This is a genomic window from Camelimonas sp. FR25, from assembly GCF_059740505.1.
Window position 1 is genome coordinate 83,188 of sequence record NZ_JCAWFG010000118.1, and the last position, 25,873, is coordinate 109,060.

At 68.8% G+C, this 25,873-nt stretch carries 13 protein-coding genes; 5 read left to right on the forward strand and 8 right to left on the reverse strand.

The genetic code is table 11. The annotated features are described in order from the left end of the window. Positions 1–9 precede the first annotated feature (9 nt). Together AC6A67_RS17375 and AC6A67_RS17380 are read left to right on the forward strand one after the other, a co-directional pair. Entirely contained in the window at positions 10–1,203 is a 1,194-nt protein-coding gene (locus tag AC6A67_RS17375; RefSeq protein ID WP_498037832.1) for an ABC transporter permease, read from the forward strand. A 357-nt stretch (positions 1,204–1,560) separates the two neighbouring features. After that, the gene (locus AC6A67_RS17380; RefSeq protein WP_498037817.1) at positions 1,561–1,869 is read left to right on the forward strand and encodes a hypothetical protein; all 309 of its coding nucleotides are present in this window, start codon (positions 1,561–1,563) and stop codon (positions 1,867–1,869) included. On the opposite strand, the gene AC6A67_RS17385 is transcribed toward AC6A67_RS17380, so the two are convergent. The 3 genes from AC6A67_RS17385 to AC6A67_RS17395 all read right to left on the reverse strand — a co-directional run bounded on the left by AC6A67_RS17385 (position 1,866) and on the right by AC6A67_RS17395 (position 10,647). Continuing rightward, the gene (locus tag AC6A67_RS17385) at positions 1,866–2,414 is read right to left on the reverse strand and encodes a PRC-barrel domain-containing protein (protein WP_498037818.1); all 549 of its coding nucleotides are present in this window, start codon (positions 2,412–2,414) and stop codon (positions 1,866–1,868) included. The genes AC6A67_RS17380 and AC6A67_RS17385 overlap by 4 nt on opposite strands. Before the next feature lie 437 nt (positions 2,415–2,851). Further along, positions 2,852–5,161 (reverse strand): penicillin-binding protein 1C, encoded by a 2,310-nt coding sequence (locus AC6A67_RS17390; RefSeq protein WP_498037819.1) that lies wholly within the window; start codon positions 5,159–5,161, stop codon positions 2,852–2,854. A 122-nt stretch (positions 5,162–5,283) separates the two neighbouring features. After that, positions 5,284–10,647 carry an alpha-2-macroglobulin family protein gene (locus AC6A67_RS17395; protein WP_498037820.1) on the reverse strand — a complete coding sequence of 1,788 codons (5,364 nt, stop codon included), beginning with the start codon at positions 10,645–10,647 and terminating at the stop codon, positions 5,284–5,286. Positions 10,648–11,144: 497 nt separating this feature from the next. Between AC6A67_RS17395 and AC6A67_RS17400 the strand changes: the two genes are divergently transcribed. Together AC6A67_RS17400 and AC6A67_RS17405 are read left to right on the forward strand one after the other, a co-directional pair. Further along, positions 11,145–12,857, forward strand: a complete 1,713-nt coding sequence (locus tag AC6A67_RS17400; protein WP_498037821.1) for a peptidoglycan-binding domain-containing protein — start codon at positions 11,145–11,147, stop codon at positions 12,855–12,857. A gap of 405 nt (positions 12,858–13,262) precedes the next feature. Next, positions 13,263–14,753, forward strand: a complete 1,491-nt coding sequence (locus AC6A67_RS17405) for a DEAD/DEAH box helicase (RefSeq protein ID WP_498037822.1) — start codon at positions 13,263–13,265, stop codon at positions 14,751–14,753. A gap of 1,289 nt (positions 14,754–16,042) precedes the next feature. Here the strand turns inward: AC6A67_RS17405 and otsA are convergent. Both otsA and otsB read right to left on the reverse strand, forming a co-directional pair. Beyond that, positions 16,043–17,461, reverse strand: a complete 1,419-nt coding sequence (otsA, locus tag AC6A67_RS17410; protein WP_498037823.1) for an alpha,alpha-trehalose-phosphate synthase (UDP-forming) — start codon at positions 17,459–17,461, stop codon at positions 16,043–16,045. A gap of 359 nt (positions 17,462–17,820) precedes the next feature. Further along, positions 17,821–18,732, reverse strand: coding sequence for a trehalose-phosphatase (gene otsB / locus AC6A67_RS17415; protein WP_498037824.1), 912 nt, complete (start codon positions 18,730–18,732; stop codon positions 17,821–17,823). A gap of 926 nt (positions 18,733–19,658) precedes the next feature. Here otsB and treS point away from each other — a divergent pair. Further along, a complete protein-coding gene (treS, locus tag AC6A67_RS17420; protein WP_498037825.1) occupies positions 19,659–22,949 on the forward strand; it encodes a maltose alpha-D-glucosyltransferase in 3,291 nt (1,096 codons plus the stop codon). Positions 22,950–23,093: 144 nt separating this feature from the next. On the opposite strand, the gene AC6A67_RS17425 is transcribed toward treS, so the two are convergent. The 3 genes from AC6A67_RS17425 to AC6A67_RS17435 form a co-directional block, all read right to left on the reverse strand. Continuing rightward, on the reverse strand, positions 23,094–24,143 hold the full coding sequence (locus AC6A67_RS17425) for an NAD(P)H-dependent flavin oxidoreductase (protein ID WP_498037826.1): 1,050 nt from the start codon (positions 24,141–24,143) through the stop codon (positions 23,094–23,096). A 167-nt stretch (positions 24,144–24,310) separates the two neighbouring features. Continuing rightward, positions 24,311–24,655, reverse strand: a complete 345-nt coding sequence (locus tag AC6A67_RS17430) for a GCG_CRPN prefix-to-repeats domain-containing protein (protein ID WP_498037827.1) — start codon at positions 24,653–24,655, stop codon at positions 24,311–24,313. Positions 24,656–25,009: 354 nt separating this feature from the next. After that, positions 25,010–25,567 carry a hypothetical protein gene (locus AC6A67_RS17435; protein WP_498037828.1) on the reverse strand — a complete coding sequence of 186 codons (558 nt, stop codon included), beginning with the start codon at positions 25,565–25,567 and terminating at the stop codon, positions 25,010–25,012. Between the last annotated feature and the right edge of the window lie 306 nt (positions 25,568–25,873).

Here is a 25,873-nt window from a genome sequence, read left to right on the forward strand (position 1 = left end):
GACGCCACCATGGACACCGCCGCTGTCGCCGCCAATGGCCGCGCCCGTCCCCCCAGCGCCACGCCGCATTTCGTCGATGACGCCCCGTTCAATCCTGGCGCCACCGAGCCCACCGCCAATGACAGCGAGCGCTATCTGCGCGCCTCGGCGCTGACGCTGATCTGGTGGAAATTCCGCCGCCACCGTCTGGCGGTGATCTCCGCCGCCATTCTGCTGGCCATGTACGCCGCCCTGCCCTTCGTCGAGGTGATCGCGCCTTACGATCTCAGCAAGCGCAATGGCGACTTCCTCTATGCCCCGCCGCAGCGGGTGCATCTGATCCATGACGGCTCCTTCGTCGGGCCGTTTGTCTATCCTTATTCCTTCACCTTCAATGAGGAGACGTTCACCCGCGAATACAAGGTGGACACGACGCGGCCGCAGCCGCTGCGCTTCTTCTGCTCGGGTGAGAAATATCTGTTCTGGGGGCTGGTGGAATCGCGGTTCCATCTGATCTGCCCGCCCAAGGACGGGACCATGTTCCTGCTCGGCACCGACCGGCTGGGACGCGACGTGCTGTCCCGCATCATTTATGGCGCGCGGATTTCGCTCACCGTCGGCCTCGTCGGCATTATGGTGTCGTTTGCGCTCGGGCTGTTTTTCGGCGGCCTCGCCGGCTATCTCGGCGGCTGGGTCGACAATGTCATCCAGCGGCTGATCGAGATATTGCGCTCGCTGCCGGAACTGCCGCTGTGGCTGGCGCTGTCGGCGGCGTTGCCGGCGAATTGGAGCCCGCTGCTGGTGTTCTTTGGCATCACCATCATCCTGGGTCTGCTCGACTGGCCGGGCCTTGCCCGCGCCGTGCGCTCCAAGCTACTGGCGCTGCGCGAGGAGGATTTCGTCAAGGCGGCGGAATTGATGGGCGCCTCGCGCTCCCGCGTCATCGGGCGCCACCTGATTCCGAATTTCATGAGCCATCTGATCGCCTCGGCCACCCTGTCGATCCCGGCGATGATCCTCGGCGAGACCGCGCTGTCCTTCCTCGGCCTCGGCCTCAGGCCGCCGATCACCAGCTGGGGCGTGCTGCTCAACGAGGCGCAGAACCTCGCCGCCGTGAACCTCTACCCCTGGCTCCTCGCCCCCATCGCCCCGGTGGTGATCGTGGTGCTGGCCTTCAACTTCATGGGCGACGGCCTGCGCGATGCGGCGGATCCCTATCACTAGCGCCTGACGCCTCGGGGCAGGCGCCGCGTCCCTGTGGTCGCCGCTGCCGCGCAGCAAGGCCTTACGGTGGCGGCGGCTATGGGCGCGATAGAGCGTGGATGCCCGTGACAAGCACGCGCATGACGGCTTTGGCGTGGATGGCAGGGCGAGCGGGCGGGCGAGCGGGCGGGCGAGACAGGCGCGTCGGCGCAACGCCAAATGCGGTGGAACTGCTTCCGCACCATGGCCCGCCTTTGCCCCTCCAGTTCCGTCATGCCCGTGCTTCCACGTCTTCATGCCGCCTGACGCCCACGACCGTCGCCGATCGGCGTCGGAGACGCCTCCGCACCCTGCCCCCCTCGCCCCTCCAGCTCCGTCATGCCCGTGCTCGTCACGGGCATCCACGTCTTCATGCCGCCTCACGCCAACGACCGTCGCCGATCGGCGTCGGAGACGCCTCCGCTCTATGGCCCCCCTTGCCCCTCCAGCTCCGTCATGCCCGTGCTTGTCACGGGCATCCACGTCTTCATGCCGCCTCACGCCAACGACTGTCGCCAGCGCAGCGACAAAACCATCGTCGCCGGAAACAATAACAAGCGCACCGGCACGCAAAAACGGCTGCAGATCGCTCCGCAGCCGTCGAACATCAGCGCATCCATCACCCGCCACGCGGCGGCGCAGGCTTAATTGCCGGGCTTGGCGGGCGCGGCGGCCTTTTCCTTGGCCTTCTGCTCGGAGATGGTGGCGAAGCTCGGGGCCTTTTCCAGGTCGTCACGCGACAGGGCGAGGCGGATCTTGTCGACCTTACCATCCTCACCGCGCACCACGTCGAGATTGGCGAAGGGCACGGCGACCTTTTTCTCGCCGACGCCGAGGAAGCCGCCGACGCCGATGACGGCGCCTTCCGCCGCGCCGCTGGCGCCCAGCACCAGATCGGTGACGGCGCCCACCGCCTTGTCGTCAACGCCAACCACGGTCGCGCCGATCAGCTTCGAGGCCATCCATTGCGCCGGGGACTGGCCGGCGTAAAACGTCGCCGGCGCTGCAGCCTGGGCTGGCGCAGCGACGGCGCCCATCGCCGTCGGCGCCCGGGTGGCGTCCTTGCCGGTGGCGGTCACAGCGCTGGCGGCGGCGGGCTGCTCAGCCGCCTGCGCCGCCATGGGTAGCGTCGCGCTGGCCAGCATCAGCGTCACAAGGGCGATGCGCGAAACGGCGCCTCGTGTGGTCGTCATCAAACTACCCTTCCATATCTGCGACGGCGGGCGATCCATGGCCGCAACCACGGCCTCGCCCATCCAGCCGCCTCATTACCATTAACCCCAGGGCGTCCCACGCCAGCAGCACGGGCGCGAGGCCGCGAAGATGCTGACGCGTCCGCGACCGTAAATGCCCTGTCGCCGCACGCGCCTGTCGCTCACGGGGCGCCCGGCGCCGCCGCCAACAAAAGCGCCAAAGGCGCGACCAGGGCGCGCCACGTCGAACCAGCGCACAGAAACCTCGCCACGCGGGGCCATCACCGGCTCAATATGGTCGAACAATCGAGCATTTTAAGGACAACGCGCGGTTTTGCCGCCATAATCAACATTACAATACTGTTAATTACGCATTGCGAGGCATGCGTCGGCGTGTGGTCGCCGTCGACATCCCGGCCAGCTCCTCGCCAGCGCGTTCAGTCGATCCGAACCTGGACGCTGTCGCTGGCGCCGCGGGCGTCCATCACCGAGACGCGGGCGAAGCCAGCGCCATCTGGTTTCCAGAAACTCTGCCGCCGCATCTGCGCCGCGCCAACCGGGGCGCCATTGACGAACCAGCGCAGCGGCGGCGCGCCGCCATTGGCGCGCAGGGCGAGCTGCTCCACCCCGTCGTCGCCTGTCCCCTCTAGCCTTGCCCCGTCTAGCCTTGCCCCCTCGAGCCCTGCCCCATCGAGCCCTCCCCCCTCTTGGGACGCCGCCCGCGACGCCGCATGGCTGGCGCCCAGATCAACCCGTGCGCCATCGGGTGGAAAGGCGATGCGCAGCGGCGCCACCAAGGTCGCCGACAGATTCTTGGGCGCCTCCTTGCGCAAATGCCGCAGCGGCGGCGGCAGGGTCGCAGCGGTGGCCTTGAGCACCCCTGGCGGCTGGGTCAGCGGCTGCGGCTCGCCGCCGATGCGGGCGAACACGTCAAACACCACCGGCGCGGCGGCGTTGCGGCCGATCAGCCCCGGGGTCGGCGCGCCATCGGGGCGACCGAGCCAGACGCCGACCGTGTAGCGCCGGTCATAGCCAATGGCCCAGGCGTCGCGATATCCCCAGGAGGTGCCGGTCTTGAAGGCGATGCGACCGCTGACGGCGCTGGCCGGCGGCGGCGCCTCGCGCAAGGCGTCGGCCACATACCAGGCCGCCACCGGGTCGGTGAGCCGGCGGCTCTGGCCCACCGGGTCATCAGCACGAAAGCGCAGCGGTACCACATCGCCGCCCCGCGCCAGCCCGACGTAGAGCGCCGTCAGGTCGACCAGCGACACGCCGAGGCCGCCGAGGCCAACAGCGAGGCCCGGCGAGGCGTCATCAGGCGTCACCAGTCGCGCCCCGGCCCCGCGCAACCGCGTGAGCAATTGCGGCGCCCCCAGCTCCGCCAGCAACTCAACCGCTGGCAGGTTCAACGACAATTGCAGGGCCTTGCGGGCGCTGACCGTGCCGAGGAAACCCATTTCGAAATTCTCCGGGGCCCAGGCGCCGTAACGTGACGGCCGGTCATCGAGAATGGTCTCGGGATGGGCGAGGCCCTGCTCGAAGGCCAGCGCATAGATGAAGGGCTTCAGCGCCGAGCCAGGCGAGCGGATCGCCCGGCTGGCGTCGACGGCCCCAGCCCGGGCGACGTCGAAATAATCCGCCGAGCCGACATGGGCCCGCACCTCGCCGCTGGCGTTATCGACCACGACAATCGCCGCCGACATCTTGCCGCCAAGGGCGCTGGCCCGCTCCTGGGCGAGGCTCTGCACCGCCGCCTGCAGCCGCCCATCGATGGTCAGACGTAGGCTGGCCGGCGCCGCGGCGCCCTGCGGACCATGCGGGTCGCCGACGGGATTCTCCTGGGATTTTTGGCCAGAGGCTTGCTGCTCTGGGGCTTGCTGATCAGAGGCTTGCTGGCCTGGCTGTGACGTCCCGCCCGCCTGCCCATCCGCCGTGTCCGCCGCTACCGCCGCCGCACGGGGGGCGATCAGCTGCTCGGCCAGATGCGGCGCCAGCATGGGCAACGCCCGGCGTGCGCTTGGGGTTGAAGCGGCCAGCGCCCGTTCGACTTCCGGCCCGGCCAGGGCGCCGCTCGCCAGAGCACGCTGCAGCACCCGCGCCCGGGCCCGTTCCGCGGCGGCGTGCTGGCGATCTGGCCGGCGCGCCTCCGGCGATTGCGGCAGCGCCACCAGCAGCGCCGCTTCCGCCGTGGTCAACCGCGCCGGCTCTTTGCCGAAATAGATCAGCGAGGCGGCCCGCACCCCTTCGATATTGCCGCCATAAGGGGCGAGCGTCAGATAGACCTCCAGCACCCCCTGCTTGCCCAATTGCCGTTCCAGTTGCATGGCGCGCAGCATCTGCCGCAGCTTGGCGCTGAGGCTGCGGGCGTCACGCGGCTCCAGCAGCCGCGCCGCCTGCATGCTCAGGGTCGAGGCGCCAGAGACGATGCGGCCATGGCTCAGCCATTGCCAGGCCGCGCGCCCCAGGCTGAGCGGATCGACGCCGCCATGGCTGTCAAACCGCCGGTCCTCATAGGCCTTGAGCAAGGCGATAAAGTGCGGATCAACGTCGCTAAGGCGCACCGGCAACCGCCAGCGGCCATCCGCCGCCGCAAAAGCCCGCAACAGCCGCCCGTCGCGGTCCAGCGCCAGCGGCGAGGTCCGGGCCAGCACGCCCAGATCCAGCGGCCCCAGCGCCGCCAGCTGCTGCTGCAGCAACAGATAGCCGCCGCCCGCCAGGACCCCGATGCCGAGCCCCGCCGCCGCCATAAGGCGCAGCCAGCGGCGCGCCGCAGGCGCCTTCGCTCGCGTCGGGGCGCCCTCGGGCGGAGCTGGCGACGTCGGCCTGGTTGAAGCCGGCGCTGCAAGAGGGGGCGGTGCGCCCATGTCGGTCACGGCTTTGGCGCCGCCTCCACCTGCACGATGCCCGAGGCCGAGCGACCGAAGCGGTCGGGCCGGTACATGTCCTCGGCGGTGGCCGGCGGGTGCACGAAGCGGCCCGGCGACACCACGCGGACGATGTAGCCGACATTGATGAAGGCCGGCTGGTCGCTGCGCCGTTCATAGGCCGCGACGAAGCGGTCATCGCGGAATTCGGTGGCGGCGGGCGCCACCTCATCCTTGCTCGCCCAGGCGAAGGCGCTGAGCGACGCCCCATCGACCAGCCTGGGGTTCTCGATCTCGACGCCCGCCGGCAGATGATCGACCAACAGCAGCCGGGCGTTGGCCGCCTCGGTCTCGGTGACGCGCAGCATCACCACCAGCCGGTCGTTCTGGCGCAAGGTGGCCGGATCGATCTTCGTGCCGTCGAGCCGGTAGTAACTGCGCTCGACCTGATAGCCGCGCGCCTGCTGCGGCTCGGGCGTCAGCGGATTGCCGGAGACCGAGACCACCAGTTGCGCCGGCTCGTCGCCCGTATTGACGATGCGCACCGGCTGGCTCAGCGCCGCCGCATCCAGCGTGCGGAACAGCGCCCCCGCCGTGTCCTGGCCGTTGAACGACACCCGCAGCTTCTGCGTCTGCTTTTCCATGGCCACCGAGGCCAGCAGCAGCCAGACATTCTCCTGGGTGCTGGCGTGGGCCACTGCGGCGCGGGTCTCTTCGACCACGGCGAGGCTGGGCTGGATCGGGCCCGCCACGCCAGCTTCCGACGCCAGGGTGACCAGCGCCGCGCCATCGCGCAGGCGCGAGCCATAGTCCGGTCGCCAGCCGCCGTCGGACGGCTGCTGCAGCGCCGCCAGCGCCGCGCCAAACGCGGTCTCGGCGCGTGGCCGGTCGCCGAGCAGCGCCAGCGCCGCCGCCACCTGGGCGCGGCCCAGCGGCGTGGTGAATTCGCTAAGTCTCGTGTCGGCGAGATAGCGCAGATCGCCCATCACCGGTCGGCCATTGCGGGCCAGCACATAGATGGCGTAGGCCAGCCCGTCGCTCTTCTCCGGCTCGAAATTGCCGGCATTGGCGACAGTGTTGCGCAGCCGCTCCAGCGCCAGCTCAAACGGACGCTGCGGCACGGCGAAATTGCGCTCGCGGGCGCGGGTGAGGAAATCCACCACATAAGCGTCAAGCCAGACATCGTCGCCGCCCACCGACCACAGCCCGAACGAGCCATTGCTGTCCTGGCGCGACAGCACCCGAACGATGGCGTCATTGATGCGCCGGTCTGCGTCGGCGTCAGCCGGCAGGGCGTGCAGCGCCGCCAGCTGGTTGCTGTACAGCAACGGCAGGGCGCGGCTCACCACCTGCTCGGTGCAGCCATAAGGGTAAAGGTCCAGCGCGCGCAGCAGCGCCGGCGCGTCGAGCGCCGTGGTGCGGGTCACCGCAATGGCGGCGAGGCCAGTGCCAGGCACCATGGAGGCGAGCAGATCGCCGCCCAGCTCAACTGACGCGCCAGGCGCCAGCGGCCGCACGGTGCGGCGCGACAGCGCCGGCAAGCCAGGCTGGGCGCGCAGCGTAACCCGCTGCGCGGCGATGACGCCGCTTTGGCTGGCGTTGCCGCCGCTCAACTGCAGGTCAAGCGCGATCACCCCCTTGCCAGTGGCGGTGAGCGGGATGTCGACCGCCGCCTTGCCGCCCTTCGCCAGCGTCAGGGTGCGGGCCAAAGCGTCCGCCGGGGCCATGCCAGGACCGCGCAGATCGACGTTGAGGCTGTAATCGCCCGCTGCGCCGTCGACATTGTCTACCTGCACATGCAGGCGCGACTGGTCGCCGATCGCCATGAAGCGCGGCGTGGTGGTGGTGATCACCACCGGATCGCGCACGATGACGTCGGCGCTGGCGCTGCCGACCCGGCCCTGGCTCCACGCCGTCGCCATCAACTTCACCGTGCCATTGAAGGCCGGAATATCAAAATTGACCACGGCCTTGCCGTCGGGACCGACCTTGACCACGCCGGAATAGCGGGCAAGCGGCTCCTGGGTCGGCGGCTCGCCCTGCATCAAGGCGGCGGCATCGCCGCCAGTGCGCAAGGCGCCGCGCGCACCCTGCATGCCATCGATGAGATAGCCATAGAGGTCGCGCAATTCCGCCCCGAGCTGGCGCTGGCCGAGGAAATAATCCTGCGGCTTCGGCGGCTCATAACGGGTGAGGTTGAGGATGCCGACGTCGACGGCGGCGACGGTGATGAACGCCTCCTCGCCTGGCTGCAGCCCGCTCAGCGTCACCGGCACGGCCAGCTCGCCGCGCGGCCGCATCTGCGCCGGCGCATCGAGCCTGACGCCGATCTCGCGCCCGGCGCGATCGATGCTGAACCACGCAAGACCAACGGCGCGGCCCGGCATGCGCCGCGCCTTCTCGTCGAGCGGTCGGTGAGCGAACGCCACCGCATAGGCGCCTGCCCCCCAATCGTCCTTCACCGGCACGCGCACCGTGGCGCCGCCTTCGGCCAGCGACACCGCCTGCTCATGCACGACGCGATCGGTGATGATCATCAACGTGGCGACGCCGGCGAAGCGGGCGTTGACGCGCGCCTCCAGCGTGTCGCCAGCCTGATAGGCGCTTTTGTCGAGCGACACCTCCAGCGCGTCCGGGGTGTCTGCCCCGCCTTCGACGCCAAAGCCCACGTCGAAGGAGACGGTGGTCACCGCGCCTTGTTCGCCATCCGCCGTCACCTCCAGCCGCCAGGAGCCCCAGTCGACGGGGGCGGCGATGCGCGCCGGCGCGCCTTGCGTCACCTGGGCCACGCCGTTGGCGACGCGCCGGGTGGTCTTCACCGGCTCAAAATTCCAGCCGCCATCGCTGTTGAACCATTGATAGCGGCGCTCAACCCGATACAGGCTCCAATTGAGATCGCGCTGCAGCCGGGCGCCGTCTGGCCGGGCCATCACCACGTCGAAGGTGGCGTTGGCCCCGGCTGACAAATCGCTGAACAGCTTCCTGACGCCGATCACCGGGCCCGTGGGCAGGATCGGCAGGGTCACCGAGCGCGACACGGCGCGACCGCCCTCCTCGCCCGCCCGTAGTGTGATGGCCGCCTGCAACGGCCGCGCCGCCGCCACATCGGGTACGGACGCCATGACGCTGGCGCGGCCCGCCCCGTCGGTGCGGCCCAGATCGTCAAGTTCGATGCTGGTCGCCTCAACCTCTTCCTCATCGAGGCCGACGGCGTAGCCCTCCAGCCCCTTCACGGCGCTGGCGGCTGCCTTGGCGACGCTGACCTCGCCGCTCACCTTGAGGCCCGAGCCAGGCGCGCCATAGAGGTAGCGGGCGTCGACCGCCAGCTGCGCCGGCTGGCCAGGCTGCAACGCCGCCGCCGTAGGCTTCAGCGTCACCTCCAGCCGCTCCGGCACATAGTCTTCGACGAGGAAGGTGGTTTCGCCGACCATCGCCGCCTTGGGATCGACATAGGCCTGCACCCGCCAGGTCCCGCTCTGGGCGCCCGACAGCAGCGGGATGGCGAAGGCCCGGCCGCCGAGGCCCTGATCCTCCACCAGCGCGCGGCGGAACTCGACGCCATCCGGGCGGCGCACCACCAGGGTCAGCGGCGCGCCAGCGGCGGCCTTACTCAGATTGTCGCGCAGCAATGCTGTGACAAACACCGTCTCGCCCGAGCGATAGACGCCGCGCTCGGTGAACACGAAAGCGTCCATCGGCCCAGGCGCCGCCCGGCCCTTCACGCCGCGATCGGTGAGATCAAAGGCGCTCTGCTCCAGATCGAGGAAGCCGTAATCGCCATTGGCGTCAGTCACCACCAGCATGCCAGGGGCCTGGCCGCCCTTGCCGCGCGCAAGGCCCGGATCGAAACTCACGGCCCCGCTGGCGTCGGTCTTCTGGGTGGCCAGCACGTCATTATTGCGGGCGATCAGCCGCACCTCGGCGGCGGCTACTGGTTTCGCATTGGCCAGCGAACGCACAACCGCGCGCACGCCATTGTCGGTGGAGACGGCGGTGAGACCGAGGTCGGACACCACGAACCATTGGGTGGCGCGGTCCTTGTAATCGTCGTCGCGATCGAGCGGCACGGCCCCGACGGGCTGGGCGGTCATCACATAGACGCCAGGCTCCAGCTTGCCGCCGGTGGCTTCCTGCACCGGAAAGGCGGTGATGACGTCGGCATTCAGCCCCGCCTGTTTGACCACCAGGTCGCCAGACCAGATTTTCTGGCCGGTGCGGGTCAGCACTTCGTCAATGCCGTCCCGTGACAACTGCGCCATGAAATTGCTTGAGCGCACGGTCGGCAACAGTGAGCGATCGCCAATCCGCGCCAGCTCGATGCGCACGGCGGCGGTGTTGACGGTGACGACCGGGATGCCCTCCTGGCCGGTGCGCGGCAGCACGTAATTGCGCCCGGTGAAGCGCGCCATGGCCGAGCGGTCGCGGACATAGATCTGGTAATCGGCGTTGGCCAGCAGGCTCTCGCCGACCGAAGACGGCAGGCCCTGGCGCAGCACCACGCCATAGCTCTGGCCATGCTTCAGGCCATCGACGCACAATTGCGCGCCCTCCGCAGACACGGCGGCGTTGGCAGCGCCAGACAAAGCGACGAAGGGGGCGAAATCCACCCGCCCGCGCGCCAGCGGCTCGGAGAACGTGAAGCAGACGCGCGGCGCGGCGGCGTCCGAATCCACCTTGTAATCGGTGATGCGGAAGCCGTGCTCCTCGCGCACCTTGCGCCATTGGGCGCGGACGGCGGCATTGTCATTGAGCGCCAGCGAGGCCGCCCAGGCGTTGAGGGCCGGTCGCCAGTCCTGATTGACGGCGAACGCCTCGCCCAATTGCGCCAGATAGCCTGCTTTCCGCGCCTGGTCCGGGCTCGCCTGATAGGCGGCGTAAGCGGCGGCGATGGCGTCATTGCGCAAGGTCCAGCGCTGCTGGGCCCGCGGCGCCGCAGCGGCGGCGCTGGCGGCGCGGGCATAGAGCCCCCAAGCGGCGGCGTCGCGATTGTCGGCGGCGACGGCGTCACGCGCCGCTTCCAGCGCCTGGCTCCATTGCTGGCGGGCCAGCGCCGCCTCGGCCAGGGCCCGCGACTGGGCGATGGGCCGCTGCGCCCCGGCCCCCGCCTCATTGCGCAGGCGCGCGGCGAGACGCACGGCGTTGCTGGCGAGATCGTCGCGCACGAAGCTGGCGGCCTTGCCCTGGGCGGCGATGGCCTGAGATGAGCCCGCTTGCGCCGCTGCGCCTTGCGCCATGGCCGCCGGGGCGATCAGTCCAGCGACAGACGATGCGCCGGAAAACAGCGTTGTGCTCGCCCCGCCGGCCAATGCGGCGAGGCCAAGCAGACCAAGGCCAACAACTTTGGGGGCCCACCCCGTGGAACCAGACATCCCGGCGGCCTGCGCTTTCGGGCGCGCGAACATCGCGCGCCACGCCTGGCGCGGGCGCTGACTGGCGGCGCAATCCCGTGGGTTGCTCTGGGTCGTCTGGGGACCAGCTGACGCCGGCGCGATGCCCGCCTCGCGACCCTCGCCGCTGCACTGCTGCCTGATCATCGCTGTTCTCCCCGCCCTCACCTGACGACGCGCGCCTGCTGGAGCCCCCAGTCATTGGCGCGGCGTCGCTAACGCTACGCGGGCCGGGCTCAGGCGGCGACGCGGGCGTCATCGCCGCGCAGATTAGCGCCGCCTGGGGCCGCTGACCATGAGTCTGGCGCCGTTTGCCGGCGCCGATGTCAGGGAGAATGGCGGTCATATGCCAATTTGTGATCGCCGCACCGCTCCGGCTGCGCTTTTCAGGCGCGTCAGGCCATTGCAAGACGGCGATGGGCCGGTTGCCCGGCGCCCATGGCGCGGGCATGCTGCGGGGACAGCGAGGGGACGGGGACATGACGCACGCATATCCGCAGCAGGGCGCGCATGGCGGCGCCAGTTCAGCGCCAGTTGCGACAGGCGGGCGAGACCTGCGCGGCGTCACAAACGGGGCGCGCGATGTGAGCGCGGCGAGCCAGCGTCGCATGGCGCGGTGGTTTTTGGCCTCTGCCCTTGTGCTGGCGGGCGTGGCGATTCATGCGCCGGTCGCCGAAGCCCAGTCGCGCGCATCCGGGGCCAGCGCCACCGAACGCCAGGCCCTGTTGCAACAGCAGCGCGAACGCTGGGACACCGTCTCCGAGGCCGACCGCCGCGCCATCCAGGATTCGCTGGTCTGGCTCGGCCTGTATAATGGCGTGGTCGACGGGACTTTTGGCCAGCGCACCGCCGACGCCATCGCCGCCTTTGAACAGCGCGAGCTGTTGCAGCCGGGGGCGGTGATCGCGGGGCCTGGCCTCGCCGTGCTGCGCGCCGCGGCCAACCGCCAGAAGGCGGAGGTCGGCTTCGTGCTGATCGACGATCCGGCGACGGGCACGCGGATTGGCTCGCCCGGCAAATTATTCGACCGCAAGGAGACTGCCCCCGGTCGCACCCGCCTGTCGTCGTCGCGCGGGCCTGGCGCGCTGACGCTGTTCTCTGGCGGCCCCGAGGATGGCGATCTGCCATCCTGGTTCGCCCGCGCCACCGCCGCCGAGCCTGGGCGCAAGATCACCTACAAGGTGCTGCGGCCCGACTTCGCCGTGGTCTCTGGCGAGGAAGGCCCGCGCCGCTTCTTCAGCCGCGTCGCCGCTGGCCCCGAGGGCCTGCGCGGCTTCACCTTCGTCTATCCGGCCAGCGCCGCGGCGCGCATGGATCGCATCACCATCGCCATCGCCAACAGCTTCGTGCCCTTCGCCATGACCCCAGGGTCGCCAGCCGCTCCTGGCGCGGCGACGACGACGGCCCAGGCCACGCCTGGCGCCGCCGCAGCGGGCCAGGCGCAAGCTGCCTTCGGCGCAACCGCGCAGGGTGGCCCGGTTGCGGCGACGCCCGCGACGCTGGCTGGCGTGGCGCTGCTGGCGGCGCCGGGCCGGGCGATCACCGCCACCGCCGCCGTACGCGGCTGCCGCGACATCCGCGTCGGCGCCTTCAGGGCGACGGTCAGCGCCAGCGACCGCCAGAGCGGCCTCAGCCTGCTCAATGTCGACGGCCTGACGCTCGCCGATGCCGCGCCCATCGCCCTCGCCGCTGCAAGCCCGGCCCTTACACCAGCCAGCGCCACCCGCGGCGAGGCCAGCGCCACCCGCGGCGAGGCCGGCGCGGCGGGACAGATGCGGTTGACGCTCGCCACTTTCGTCATCGGTCCCGATGGCGTGCCCGCGCTCACGGCGCTCGGCGGCGACTGGGGACGTGACGCTTCAGGCGCTGCTGGCGCTTCAGGCGCTTCAGGCGCGGCGGTGACGGCGGCGCTGCCCGCAGGCGGGGCTGGCGCACTGGTGCTCGACGCTACCGGCGCGCTTGCGGGCGTCGCCTCGGCGCTGGCGCCAGCCGCGGCCATCAATGGCGTCAGCCTCGCCGCCAGCCATCCTGTCGCCAGCGTGGCCGATTTGACACGCATGCTGCAGGAGGCCCGCGCCCCGCTGGCGCCAGCGTCTGCTCCCGACCCTTCAGCCCGCGCCGCCAACGTCCAGACAACTGGCGCGGCTGTGGCGCATTGGCGAACGCGCCTCGCCCCGGTGCGCTGCCTGTAAGCCAGCGCGCCGTCGCATAGGCCGCAGCGGCGTGATGCATCGATGTCTGCCCGGGTGTGACCTGCCTGGATCAGGCGGCGAGCAGTTCGGCGAACGCCCCGGTCACCCGGCGTCGCCAAGGCCAGAATCCTTGCCGACCAAAGGCTCAAGCCCTTGCCTGGCCTCTGCAGCGCGGTCCGGGCGATGAGACGTCAGCCTGGCTATAGTCGCGTCATCCTTGACATTTTGGCCGGTAAAGCGCACATGCGCCGCTGTAGCCGCGCCTGTTGCGGCCTGCGGCGTGCGTGCCGCGTGCGCGAAGCATCTCTTCGCCCCGCCGACGCCCAAGATCCTGGACGCTCCACACGCAGGGCGCTCCGCAACGGCTCCCGTCGCTACCGACACGGATCCCGGAAAGTTCTTACATTGTCATCTTTCAAGGAACTCGGCCTCGCAACGCCGATTCTCTCGGCGCTGTCTGACGAAGGCTATGCCTCGCCCACGCCGATCCAGTCCCAGGCTATTCCCCATGTGATGGCTGGCCGCGACCTGATGGGCATCGCCCAGACCGGCACTGGCAAAACCGCCGCCTTCACGCTCCCGATCCTGCACGGCCTCGCCAATGACAAGGGCCGCACCGCGCCGCGTCACTGCCGCGTACTGATCCTGTCGCCGACCCGCGAACTGGCCAGCCAGATCGCTGACAGCGTCCGCGCCTATTCGCGCCACATGCGCATCAGCGTCGGCGTGGTGTTCGGCGGCGTCTCGCATGGGGCCCAGGCCCAGATGCTGCAGCGCGGCGTCGACGTGCTGGTGGCCACCCCAGGCCGCCTGCTCGATCATATGTCGACTGGCTCGCTGCGCCTCGACGGCGTCAAGGTGTTCGTGCTCGACGAAGCCGACCAGATGCTGGACATGGGCTTCATCCACTCGATCCGCAAGCTGCTGAAGGCCCTGCCGAAGCAGCGCCAGACGCTGTTCTTCTCGGCCACCATGCCGAAGGAGATCGCGGCGCTGGCCGCCGACATGCTCGACAATCCCGAGCGCGTCGCCGTGGCGCCCGTGTCTTCAACCGCCGAGCGCGTGACGCAGAAGGTGATCTTCGTCGACACGGCGCAGAAGCGCGTCGAGCTGGCGCATGTGCTGTCCAACACCTGCGATGGCCGCACGCTGGTGTTTACCCGCACCAAGCATGGCGCTGACCGGGTGGTGAAGCACCTCGACAGCGTCGGCATCTCCGCCGCCGCCATCCATGGCAACAAGAGCCAGGGCCAGCGCCAGCGCGCCCTCGATGGCTTCAAGGACGGCTCGACCCGCATCCTGGTGGCCACCGATATCGCGGCGCGCGGCATCGACGTCGACGGCGTCACCCATGTGATCAATTTCGACCTGCCGCAGGTGCCGGAGACCTATGTGCACCGCATTGGCCGCACGGCCCGCGCCGGCGCCAGCGGTTCGGCCATCGCCTTCTGTGATCGCGAGGAGCGCGGTCTGCTCAAGCAGATCGAGCGCCTGACCCGTCAGGCCATCCCGGTGGAGCCGCGCGGCACCGCTGACGCGGAAATCGCGCCGGAGCCGCCGCGCCCGCCACGGCAGCAGCAGCAGCGCCGCCCTGGCGGCGGCCGCGACGGCGGTCGCCCCGAGCAGCGTGGCGACAACCGCAACGCGCCACGTCGCAACGGCGGCCAGCGCCAGGGCGAGGCCGCCTCGGCGCCGCGCCAGGCGCAGGGCGAAGCCCGCAAGCCGCACGGCGCAGGCCAGTCGCACGCCGCTGGGAAGTCACATGTCCCTGGCAAATCGCCGCGCGGCGCTGGCAACGGTGGCCGCGCCCACCCGCGCCAGGACGGCGGTCGTGGCGACAGCCTGGCCAATGTCGGCTTCCTTAGCCGCGAACCCCGCGGCGGCCGCAACGCCTGACACGCGCCCTTGCTGGCAGACCTTTGGGGCTGACCCGGGCAGGCCGGACAAGCTAATGTAATGAAACGCCATCCGTTCAGACTGAACGGATGGCGTTTTTGCGTGGTGCGTCGGGCAAGGCGCGTTGGACGTGGTGCGTTGGCGTTGGGCGTGGCGCGTAGGACGTGACCTGGAAGGGCCAGCCAATGTGTGGCGTGGCGTAGCGACCCACCCACCTGCCGTCATGCCCGTGCTTGTCACGGGCATCCACGTCTTACGAGCGCCAGGCTTGGCCACGGCCTTGCGATCAACTCTGTTAGCGGCCTTGCGCTGGTAACCGGCTAGCAGATGAAGACGTGGATCCCCGTGACGAGCACGGGGATGACGGGGAATAGGCAGGAACCGCAAGGCATGGCGTGGCGTGGCGGCCCACCCACCTGCCGTCATGCCCGTGCTCGTCACGGGCATCCACGTCTACGAGCGCCTGGCGTGGCGACGGCCCTGCGATCAACTCTGTCAGCGGCCTTGCGCTGGTAACCGGCTAGCCCATGAAGACGTGGATCCGCGTGACGAGCACGGGGATGACGGAGATTAGGCAGGAACCGCGAGGCATGGCGTGGCGTGGCGGCCCACCCGCCTGCCGTCATGCCCGTGCTTGTCACGGGCATCCACGTCTTACGAGCGCCTGGCGTGGCGACGGCCCTGCGATCAACTCTGTCAGCGGCCTTGCGCTGGTAACCGGCTAGCCCATGAAGACGTGGATCCCCGTGACGAGCACGGGGATGACGGAGAATAGGCAGGAACCGCGAGGCACGGCGTGGCGTGGCGACCCACCCACCTGCCGTCATGCCCGTGCCTGTCACGGGCATCCACGTCTTACGAGCGCCTGGCGTGGCGACGGCCCTGCGATCAAATCTGTCAGCGGCCTTGCGCTGGTAACCGGCTAGCCCATGAAGACGTGGATCCCCGTGACGAGCACGGGGATGACGGAGAATAGGCAGGAACCGCGAGGCATGGCGTGGCGTGGCGGCCCACCCACCTGCCGTCATGCCCGTGCTCGTCACGGGCATCCACGTCTTACGAGCGCTTGGCGTGGCGACGGCCCTGCGATCAAATCTGTCAGCGGCCTTGCGCTGGTAACCGGCTGGCGAAGGAAGACGTGGATCCCCGTGACAAGCACGGGGATGACGGCGTTGGGGCTGTAGAGGCGTCGCTTGAGCGGCGGCGGGGCGCGGTGTTGGGCTGCGCTGGATTCGCCCCCCGCCTTCGCCCCCCGCCCCCCCAGCGCCCAAAGCCGCCGTGCCGCCTGCTCACATAAACATCGCCCGGATATTGGCCGCCAGGGTGCGCCGGGCCGGGCTCATTTCCAGCGTGTCGAGGAATTCATTGGCCCAGCCAGCGATGTCCTGGCTGGTGATGACCTGCATCATTCGCGTGTGTCGCGCCTTGCGCTCCTCCAGCGGCATCTCGAGCGCCTGGCGCAACGCCGCCGCCACGCCTTCGGTTTCGTGCGGATTGACGACAATCGCCCCTTCGCGCAACTCGCGCATGGCGCCGGCGAAGCGCGACAGCACCAATACGCCGGGGTCTTCCGGGTCCTGGGCGGCGACATATTCCTTGGCCACCAGATTCATGCCGTCGCGCAGCGGCGTCACCAGCCCAACCCGGGCGCAGCGGTAGATCGAGGCGAGCGCGGTGCGGGTATAGCTCTGGTTGATGTAGCGGATCGGCGTCCACGATACGTCGCCCCAGGCGCCGTTGATGTGGCCGACCTTTTCGCTGACCTGGCGGTCCATATCCATATATTCGGGGATGTCGGAACGGCTCTTCGGCGTGATCTGCACATAGCTCACCCGCCCGCGCCAGTCGGCGTTGTCCGCGAGGAACTGCTCATAGGCGTCGAGCCGCCCGGCGATGCCCTTGGAGTAATCCAGCCGGTCGACGCCGATGATCATCGCCGCGTCGCCGAGGCTACCCTTCAACTCATTGGCGAAGCGCGACCGGGTGGAGCGCCGCGCCGCCTTGATCATGTTCTGGGCGTCGATGCCGACCGGGAAGGCGCCCAGCGACACCCGCCGACGGTTGATGTCGAACACCGAATTGCCCATGCGGCCGACCGCCCCGGCCTCCACCAGATAGCGGGCGAAATTGTCCCGGTCATTGGGGGTCTGGAAGCCGACCAGATCGAAATCGGTCAGCGCGCCGACCACATCGGCGTGATGTGGCAGCGCATGGAGGATTTCGGGCGGCGGCAACGGAATATGCAGAAAGAACCCCATCCGGTTTTGATGACCGCGCTGGCGTAAAAACCGGGCCAGCGGCATCATGTGGTAATCATGCACCCAGACGATGTCGTCTGGCTCCAGCATGTCAGACACCTGGGCGGCGAACCATTCATTGACCCGCATATAGCCGGACAGGTCGAGGCGCGAAAATTCAGCCAGATCGACGCGATAATGCAGGATCGGCCACAGCACCCGATTGGCGAAGCCACTGTAATATTCCTGGTAATCGGCCGCTGACAGATCGGTCACCGCGTAGTCGACGCCCTTGCGGTGCATGCGCGTCGGTCGGGGATCGGGCTGGTCGCTCACCTGCCCGCTCCAGCCATACCAGATGCCCGGTCGGGTTTTCAGCGCAGCATGAACCGCCACCGCAAGCCCTCCGGCCTGCGGCTTGCCGCCAGTCGGCACGGCCACCCGGTTTGAAACGACAATCAGGCGTGACAAGGACGTCCCTCCACTTTGGCCCTGCTTCCAGCGGCGCAGGCGCTTCTGGCGTCGCCGGAGGTTCCGGCGGGCAGGCGGCGGCCTCAGGGCGCCGTCGCCACACGCAGCGCCCGGTGGCCGCTTCAGCGGTGGCCAAGGGGTGACCACCAAGGAGGCAACGTTGGCGCAAGCCTGGCGGTTCCAGCCTCAGCATGCAGCGCTGGCCGCGACATGGCCCGCAAACCGCGACGTGGCGTGATAAAGCCCGGCGGCCGCTGCCGCCGGCGCATGGGTGATGGCAGGCGCGCTGCAACAGGGCGCGTCACTGGCGGAAGCAGACATGATGGCAAGCATGGGCGCCGACTGCCAGCGCTCATTGATTACGCGCGCTTTCGTGACCCGTGCTGCGCCATGGCCGTCGGCGCCTCGGCAAATTCCAGATCCGTGAACATGCTGGTGGCGGAATCCGCAGGGCTGGCGCCATGGTCATCTGTCGGAGTGATCGGCTTGGCGACGCCAGAGGCAAGCGATGCGGGTCGCGCGCCGCCATGCATGGCGGCCAGCCGGTTCAGCCAGTCGCGCACCTCGGACGCGTCGGCGAAGCGGCGTTGCGCCGGATCGAGCCGCCGCCCCACTGACCAAGCCTGGCCATCCAGCTTCAGCGCCGCCCGGAAGCCGGCGATGTCGGTGATGTCATCGCCGATGAACAGCGGCCTGCGCCCGGCGAACGCCTTCTGGCGCATGAAGGCCTCGACAGCCGTGCCCTTGTCGACATGGGCGCGCTTGATCTCATAGACCAGCCGGCCGGGCAGGATGGTGAGGTCCAGTTCGCCGCTGCGGGCGATCATCCGATCCAACTCATGGCGCAACGCGGCGCCCACGGTCGGCGCGGCGCGATAATGCACGGCGACGCACAAACCCTTGTCCTCGATCAACAGCCCCTTGTGGGCCGAGCCGAGGCGCTTGAGCTGTTCCATGATGATCGGCGGCAGGCGTCCCGCCGAGGCCATGAAGGTCTCGCCGCCCGCCAGCAGGCGCAGCTCGCCGCCATGACAACCGGAGGCCCTGGGCCGCATATCGCCGAACAGCCGGTCGATGTCGCGTACCGAGCGACCGCTGACCAAAGCCAGGGCGCCGCCAAGCCTGCCCGACAGCTGCTGCAGATTGCTCTTGAGTTTTGCGGGAACACTGACGTCGCCCGGGCGGGCGGCGATGTCGAGCAGCGTGCCGTCGATATCCAGAAACAGGGCGTCGCGGTGGCTGTCGAGCGTCAAAGGGCTGGAATACTCCATGCAACTGTCCGGAGCACGCCCGCGCCGTCCGGCGGCCTGCGGGTGGGCTCCCACCTCCTGTCTTGCTGGACGAACCCGGCGCAGCCGCCAGCCCCATCCAGATCGGCGACGGTCAGGGCGGCGTCTGGCCCTGGCCTCGCATGTCCGCACTACCGCCGTGAGAAAAGCCCTCCGCAGAAGGGGCTGGGCGGCGCCTCAGGTTCGGGAACGGTGGCCCAAACGTTACACGGTTTTCAAGTCCTGGCGCCCTTTTCGTCAGACCGCCCGGCTTAAACCACCCGGCTGTCAGCTGTCGCGTCGCCGCGACGCCGACGTGACGTCCGCGAGGCGGGCGGAGCGCAACTCCGTGCTCTGACCGCGTCACAGCCTCACGCAACACCAACGGCGGCTCTGCGCATTTGTTCCGGAATGCACGGCGGCGCGCGACGTTAGCTGCGACGTTTTGCGAGGCAGCGCGCCACCCGGCGCCATAAAACCGGACACAGACACGCTGTCCGTCGCGTTATGCATCACAGTACTGGCGCAATTGTGGCCCAAGCGGATGGCGTTGCGGAAGACGCGGCGCATGAATTGCGCTTCAATGGCCAGCCAGATGACGCCGCCATAAGGCTCCCCCTTTTGGCGGCAGTCTCCCAGCCCCACGCCAGACGGATCATCGCGTCGATCCGCTGCGTTACGCCAAAGGGCATGCGCGCCAATAACCCAGGTCAGCTTTGGCGCGACTTAAAGTAACCCGGGCGCGCAAAGTAGCCCAGGCGCGCAAAGTAACCCGGGCGCGCAAGTCTTCGCCGGCGTGCATCGCCGCAGCACATGGCCCGTCGGCGCACCGACGGCGCAGCCCGCCCCAGGACGCCGCGTGATCTGACGCGCGGGCGTCCATCTGACGCTGCGCCGGGGCGCAGCATTTGTCTGACGAAGAGGATGACATGATCGATCGCAATGACATCCACTGGTACCGCGACGCCATCATCTACCAGGTGCATGTCAAAGCCTTCTTCGATTCCAACAATGACGGCGTCGGCGATTTCGCCGGCCTGACCGAGCAGCTGGATTACATTCGCGAACTCGGCGTCACCGCCATCTGGGTCATGCCGTTTTATCCCTCGCCGCTGCGTGATGACGGCTATGACATCGCCGACTATCACAACATCAACCCAGCCTATGGCCAGATGCGCGACTTCCGGCGTTTCATCACCGAGGCGCATGCGCGCGGCCTGCGGGTGATCACCGAGCTGGTGATCAACCACACCTCAGACCAGCACCCATGGTTCCAGCGCGCCCGCAACGCGCCCGCCGGCTCGCCCGAGCGCGACTATTACGTCTGGTCTGATACGGAAGACCGCTACAAGGATGCGCGGATCATCTTCTGCGACATCGAGAAATCCAACTGGACATGGGATTCCGTCGCCGGGGCCTATTACTGGCACCGTTTTTACGCCCACCAGCCCGACCTCAATTTCGAAAACCCCGCCGTGCTCGAAGCGGTGCTGTCGATCATGGAATACTGGTTCGAGATGGGCGTCGACGGCCTGCGGCTCGACGCCATTTCCTATCTGGTCGAGGCCGAGGGCACCAGCTGCGATAATCTGCCCGGCACCCATGCGGTGATCCGCCAGATCCGGTCATTCATCGACAGCAAATTCCCCGATCGCATGCTGCTGGCTGAGGCCAATCTGTGGCCTGAGGGCATCGCCAGCTATTTTGGCAATGGCGATGAGTGCCAGATGGCGTTTCACTTTCCGCTGATGCCGCGCATGTATATGGCGGTGGCCAGCGAAGAGCGCCATCCGATCACCGACATCCTGCGCCAGACGCCAGAGCTGCCTGATGATTGCCAATGGGCGATCTTCCTGCGCAACCACGACGAGCTGACGCTGGAAATGGTGACCGAGAAGGAGCGCGACTACCTCTGGAACACTTATGCCGCCGACGCCCGCGCCCGGCTCAACCTCGGCATTCGCCGGCGCCTCGCGCCCTTGCTGGAGAATGACCGGCGCAAGATCGAACTGTTGACCTCGCTGCTGCTGTCGATGCCCGGCACGCCGGTGATGTATTACGGCGACGAGATCGGCATGGGCGACAATATCTATCTCGGCGACCGCGACGGCGTGCGCACCCCAATGCAATGGTCGCCGGATCGCAATGGCGGCTTCAGCCGCGCCGACCCGGCGAGGCTGGTGCTGCCCTCGGTGCAGGACCCGGTCTATGGCTATGAGGCGGTCAACGTCGAGAGCCAGCGCCGCAGCGCCGCCAGCCTGCTCAACTGGACCAAACGCATGGTGGCGGTGCGCCGCAACACCCGCGCCTTTGGCCGGGGCGCCATGCGCTTCATTTACCCCGACAACCGCCGCATCCTCGCTTATCTGCGGCTGTTTGAGGGCGAAACCATTTTGTGTATCGCCAATCTGTCGCGCGCCCCCCAGGCGGCGGAGATCGACCTGGCCGACTTCGCCGGCTGGCGGCTGGTGGAGATGACAGGCGGCGCGGTGTTCCCGCCCGTGGGCGAACTGCCCTACCAGATCACCCTGCCGGCCTTCGGCTTTTACTGGTTCCGCATGGAGGAGGCGGCGGTCGAGGAAGACCGCTATGGCCCCCGCCCGGTGCAGGAGCTGTTCACCCTGGTGCTGACCGGCCATCCACGCGACCTGCTCGACGGCCGCGAGGGCGCCGCCCTTACCCAGGAATCGCTGCCGCGCTATCTCGCCACCCGGCGCTGGTTCCCGGGCCGGCGGCGACGCATCGCCGCCACCGCCGTCGCCGACGCCGCGCTGTTGCCTGGCGCTGGCGATGATGGCCGCTTCATGCTGTCGCTTATCGACGTCACACTGCGCGACGGGGCGATGCAACAATATTTTGTGCCGCTGGCGGTCGATGAGGACGGCGAGAACGAGGCGCTGCTGCCCTACGCCCTCGCCCGGCTGCGCCGCGGCGCTCGCATGGGCCTGTTGCATGGCGCCGAAGCCTCGCCGGATTTCATCATTGGCCTGATCAAGGCGATGCGCGCCGGCGCCAGCAGCCCGACCCGCGCCGGCGGCGTCATCGAGTTCCATGGCGGCGCGGGTCTGGGCGAGGTTCGCCCGGTCGGTCCCGACGAGATGAGCCGCATGGGCCTCGACCAGAGCAACACCTCGCTGGCGCTCGGCGGTCGCATGGTGCTGAAACTTTACCGGCGGTTGCAGACCGGCGTGCATCCGGAAGAGGAGATGTGCCGCTACCTCACCGAGGTCGCCGGCTTCACCCACACGCCGCGCTATCTGGGCAGCGCCCGCCGCGTCGGGCCGGACGGCGCCTGCACCATGCTGGCGCTGCTGCAGGAATATGTGCGCAATCAGGGCGACGCCTGGCGGGTGGCCAGCGACGTAATGTTGCGCGAGATCGAGCACATGGCCCTGCTGCCGCCAGCCGACAGGCCGTCCGCAGAGGAGGTGTTCGCCTCCTTCGGTCATTACGCCCGCATCATCGGCCAGCGCGTCGGCGAAATGCACCTGGCGCTCGCCCGTCCCTCCGACGACCCGGCGTTCGCGCCAGCCCCCCTGCGGGCGGAGGACGTCGATGTGGTGGCGCGCGCCGCCCATGCGGAGGCCTCACGCGCCTTCGACAGCCTGCGCAGCCTGCTCGCCGCGACGCCAGGCCGCCGCGCCTTCCCTGCCGACACCCTGCGCCTCGCCACCGCCGTGCTGGAACAGGAGGGCGACTGCCGCGCGCTGATCGACGCTCTGGCCGGGGCGCCGCCCACTGGCCTCGCCATCCGCGTCCATGGCGATCTCAACCTGAAGAACGTGCTGATCAACCATGGCGATGTGACCATCGTCGACTTCGAAGGCGTCGCTGGCCAGCCGGTGGCGGAGCGGCGGCGCAAGACCAGTCCGCTGCGCGACGTCTCGGACGTGCTGCGCTCAATGGCTTATGTGACGGAGACGGTGATTCACCACGTCAGCCAGCGCATCGCCCATGTCGACGCCGACCTGATCACGGCGGCGCGGCGCTGGGGCGCCATGGCCATGGCCGCCTTCCGCGACAGCTACGACGCCTCCGTGCAGGGCGGGCCAGTGCACATGCCCGCAGGTCCCGCGCAGCAGCGGCTGCTGCGGCTGTTCATGCTCAACCGGGCGCTGCTCGAGATCAATCACGAGCTGGAAAGCCGGCTCGACTATCTGCACATCCCCTTGCGCGGCGTGCTCGATCTGCTGGCCGAGGGCGCGCGCGACGACAGCTGAGCGGAGCGCGCCGCCCGATCCGTCGCAGGGCCGGCGCCTGTCATACCAGGATGCGACGATGCTGACGCATCCGCATCCGGACATGCTCAGGCGCCGCACGGGCCTGGCCAGAACCCGATGCGTCACGCTCATCGGGTTCTGGCGTCAGCCCGCCAGTTCGTCGGCCAGCAGCCGCGTCAGCATGGCGGCGGGCATCGGGCGGCAGCGGCCAGCGTTCTCGCCCGCCCACCACGCGCCATAGTCGGCGTCGCCGTTCGCGAGCGCGGCGGCGTTGAGCCGCTTGGCCGCGTCATAGGCGTTGGGGTAAGCGGCGACGGGCGGCGCGCCAGGCGCCGCGCCGTGCCGGGTCAGCGCATTGACGAGGCCACGGGCGGGGCGGCCAGATATGGCGCGGGTCATCACCGTGCCGTCGCGCGGGCATTGCTGCAGCGCCGCGCGATAGGCCGGGGCCGCCGCCGATTCCGGGCAGGCGACGAAGGCCGTGCCCAATTGCCCGGCCACCGCGCCCATCTGCATGGCGGCGCGGATGTCATGACCGCTCATCAGCCCACCGGCGGCGATGATGGGCGCGTCAACCTGGCCACGCAGCGTCTGCAGCAAGTCAGCTAACAGCAGCCTGTCGTCCGCCCCATCTGGCTCAAACACCCCGCGATGTCCGCCGGCCTCATAGCCCTGGGCGACGATGGCGTCGACCCCGGCCTTGAGCGCTTGCTGCGCCTCATCGCGACTGGTGGCCGAGGCGATCAGCCAGGCCCCCGCCTGCTTCAACGCTGAGATCTGGGCGGCGTCGGGCAGGCCGAAGTGAAAGCTCACCACGCGCGGCTTGAGGCGCAGCAGCATGGCTGTCGCCGCGTCATTGCCGGTGAAGCTCGGGTAGATCGGCTCAAGCTGCTGCGGCGGCGCGGTGTCGAAGCGCGCAAATAGCGGCGCCAGAAAGTCCAGCCAGGCGGCGTCGCGCCGCGCATCTGGCGAGGCCGGTCGATGGCAGAACAGATTGACATTGAATGGCCGTGCGGTCAGCGCCGCCGTCGCGGCGATCATCCGCTCCGCCTCATCGAGGCTGGCGGCGCCGACGCCGAGCGAGCCGAGCCCACCGGCGTTGCACACCGCCGCCGCCAGCTGCGGCGTGGCGACGCCCGCCATCGGGGCCTGAATGATCGGCAATTCAGAAAGCGGGAAATTGAACGTCGGCATGATTGTGGCCCTCGCCAGCGCCGCCGCCTCGGGCGGCCAACCCTGGCGCCATGCTGCAGACCTGCGTCCAAAAAGCAAACGGCCGGTCCAGGGACCGGCCGCTCACACATCTCAGGCTGGCGACAGGACGCCAGCAAGCGCGCCACACAAAGCGGCGCAGGCCGGGCTCAATACCGCGGGCGCGGCGGATAACCGTAACGCGGCGGCGGCGGCGGGTAGCCGTAACGCGGCGGCGGCGGGCGATAGCCATAGCGCGGCGGCGGCGGATAGCCGTAGCGAGGCGGCGGCGGGTAGCCATAACGCGGCGGCGGCGGCGGCGGCGGGCGATAGCCCATCGGCCGGCAATTGCCCCAACGATCGCGCGCCCAACCCGGGCCGCAGCCCTGGGCGACCTGTTCGACATTGTCGAGGCCGCGATCGAGCGGCGCCGGAGCCGCCGGCATCGCCATGGCTGCGCCGGCCAGCGTCACCGACGCACATGCCGAAAACAGCAAGGTACGGAGTGCTGTCATCATTAAACCTCCAGTTGCGTCCTCTGGCGCCAGCCATTGCGGACGCCCCCCCTGGGTCAGACAGGATTGATTCCGCCTGACGCCGTTGTCCATGCACAGGTTCACCCGAAAGGTAAACCCGTTGGCTGTGTTGAACAGCATACGCCGCCGCAAAGGGCGAAAATAAGCCGGATTTGCGCAGATCAACACAGTGTGGCGCGGTTAAACCACCTGCCACGCCCGCAGTTTAATTGATTAGAATCATGTAGTTGCGCGACCTGCCCGCAACACATTGGACCAAAACACGGCCGGTTCGCCGCAATCGTCCGCCGCTGCTGCAGCCACGCTCCAGCCGGACGCCGCTCTGGTCCGGGTTCAGAAGCCGCCGGTCGGGCTGAGCTTCTTCTTCTGCCAGAAATACACAGCGGCGAGCGCGGCGATGGTCACGGCGCCGGCGGTGAGCAGCAGGGAAATCCGCTCCAGCCACAACACGCCAGGCAGCGACAGCGCCAGCAGCACGCCGACGAGGCCGATCTGCCAGGACACCAGATGGATGCCCGCCAGCAAGGTGCCGATGGCCAGCAGGCCCAGCACCGCAAGGCCCAGCGCCATGGGCGTCATGGCCGAGACCACGTCATGGTAGAACAGCGTGCGCATGGCGATGATGATCACCACCCAGTGCAGGGCCTGACGCGCCGCCATGCCGAATTTGCCGCCCTTGTCGATCTGGGCGCCCCATTCGCTGACGATGCAGATGCCGGCGAAGGCCAAAGCGGTGATTTGCCAGTAGATGGCCGACCAGGATGGCGACAGGCTGGTCAGCACCATGCCGGCGAACACCATCAGCAACATGACGATATAGGGCGCCTGGGCGGCCCAGAACCGCGTCACGCCATCACGACGGGCGTCAATATCCAACGGCGTGCCGCTCATCTCGCTCACTCCCTGCCCTGCCAGCGCGCCTGCGCCGCTGACGGTCTCGCATTCCGGATCACGCCGCCCCAATGCAACCAGCGGCGCGCCACGCAGAATTTGCGGCGCCGCGCGCCTGTCCTGCGTGAGCGCACGATCCCATTGGCGCCTGTTGCTTGCAAGTCCACACAGCGCCGCCTGTGCAGCTTTCACGCGCAAAATCACGGTTAGGCAACCTGTTTTACGTGCAAGCCAGCGCGCCATGACAGTCATTCGCCTTGCAGGCAATGCACAGCGCATCCGGGATCAGCGCCTCACCGCGCGTCT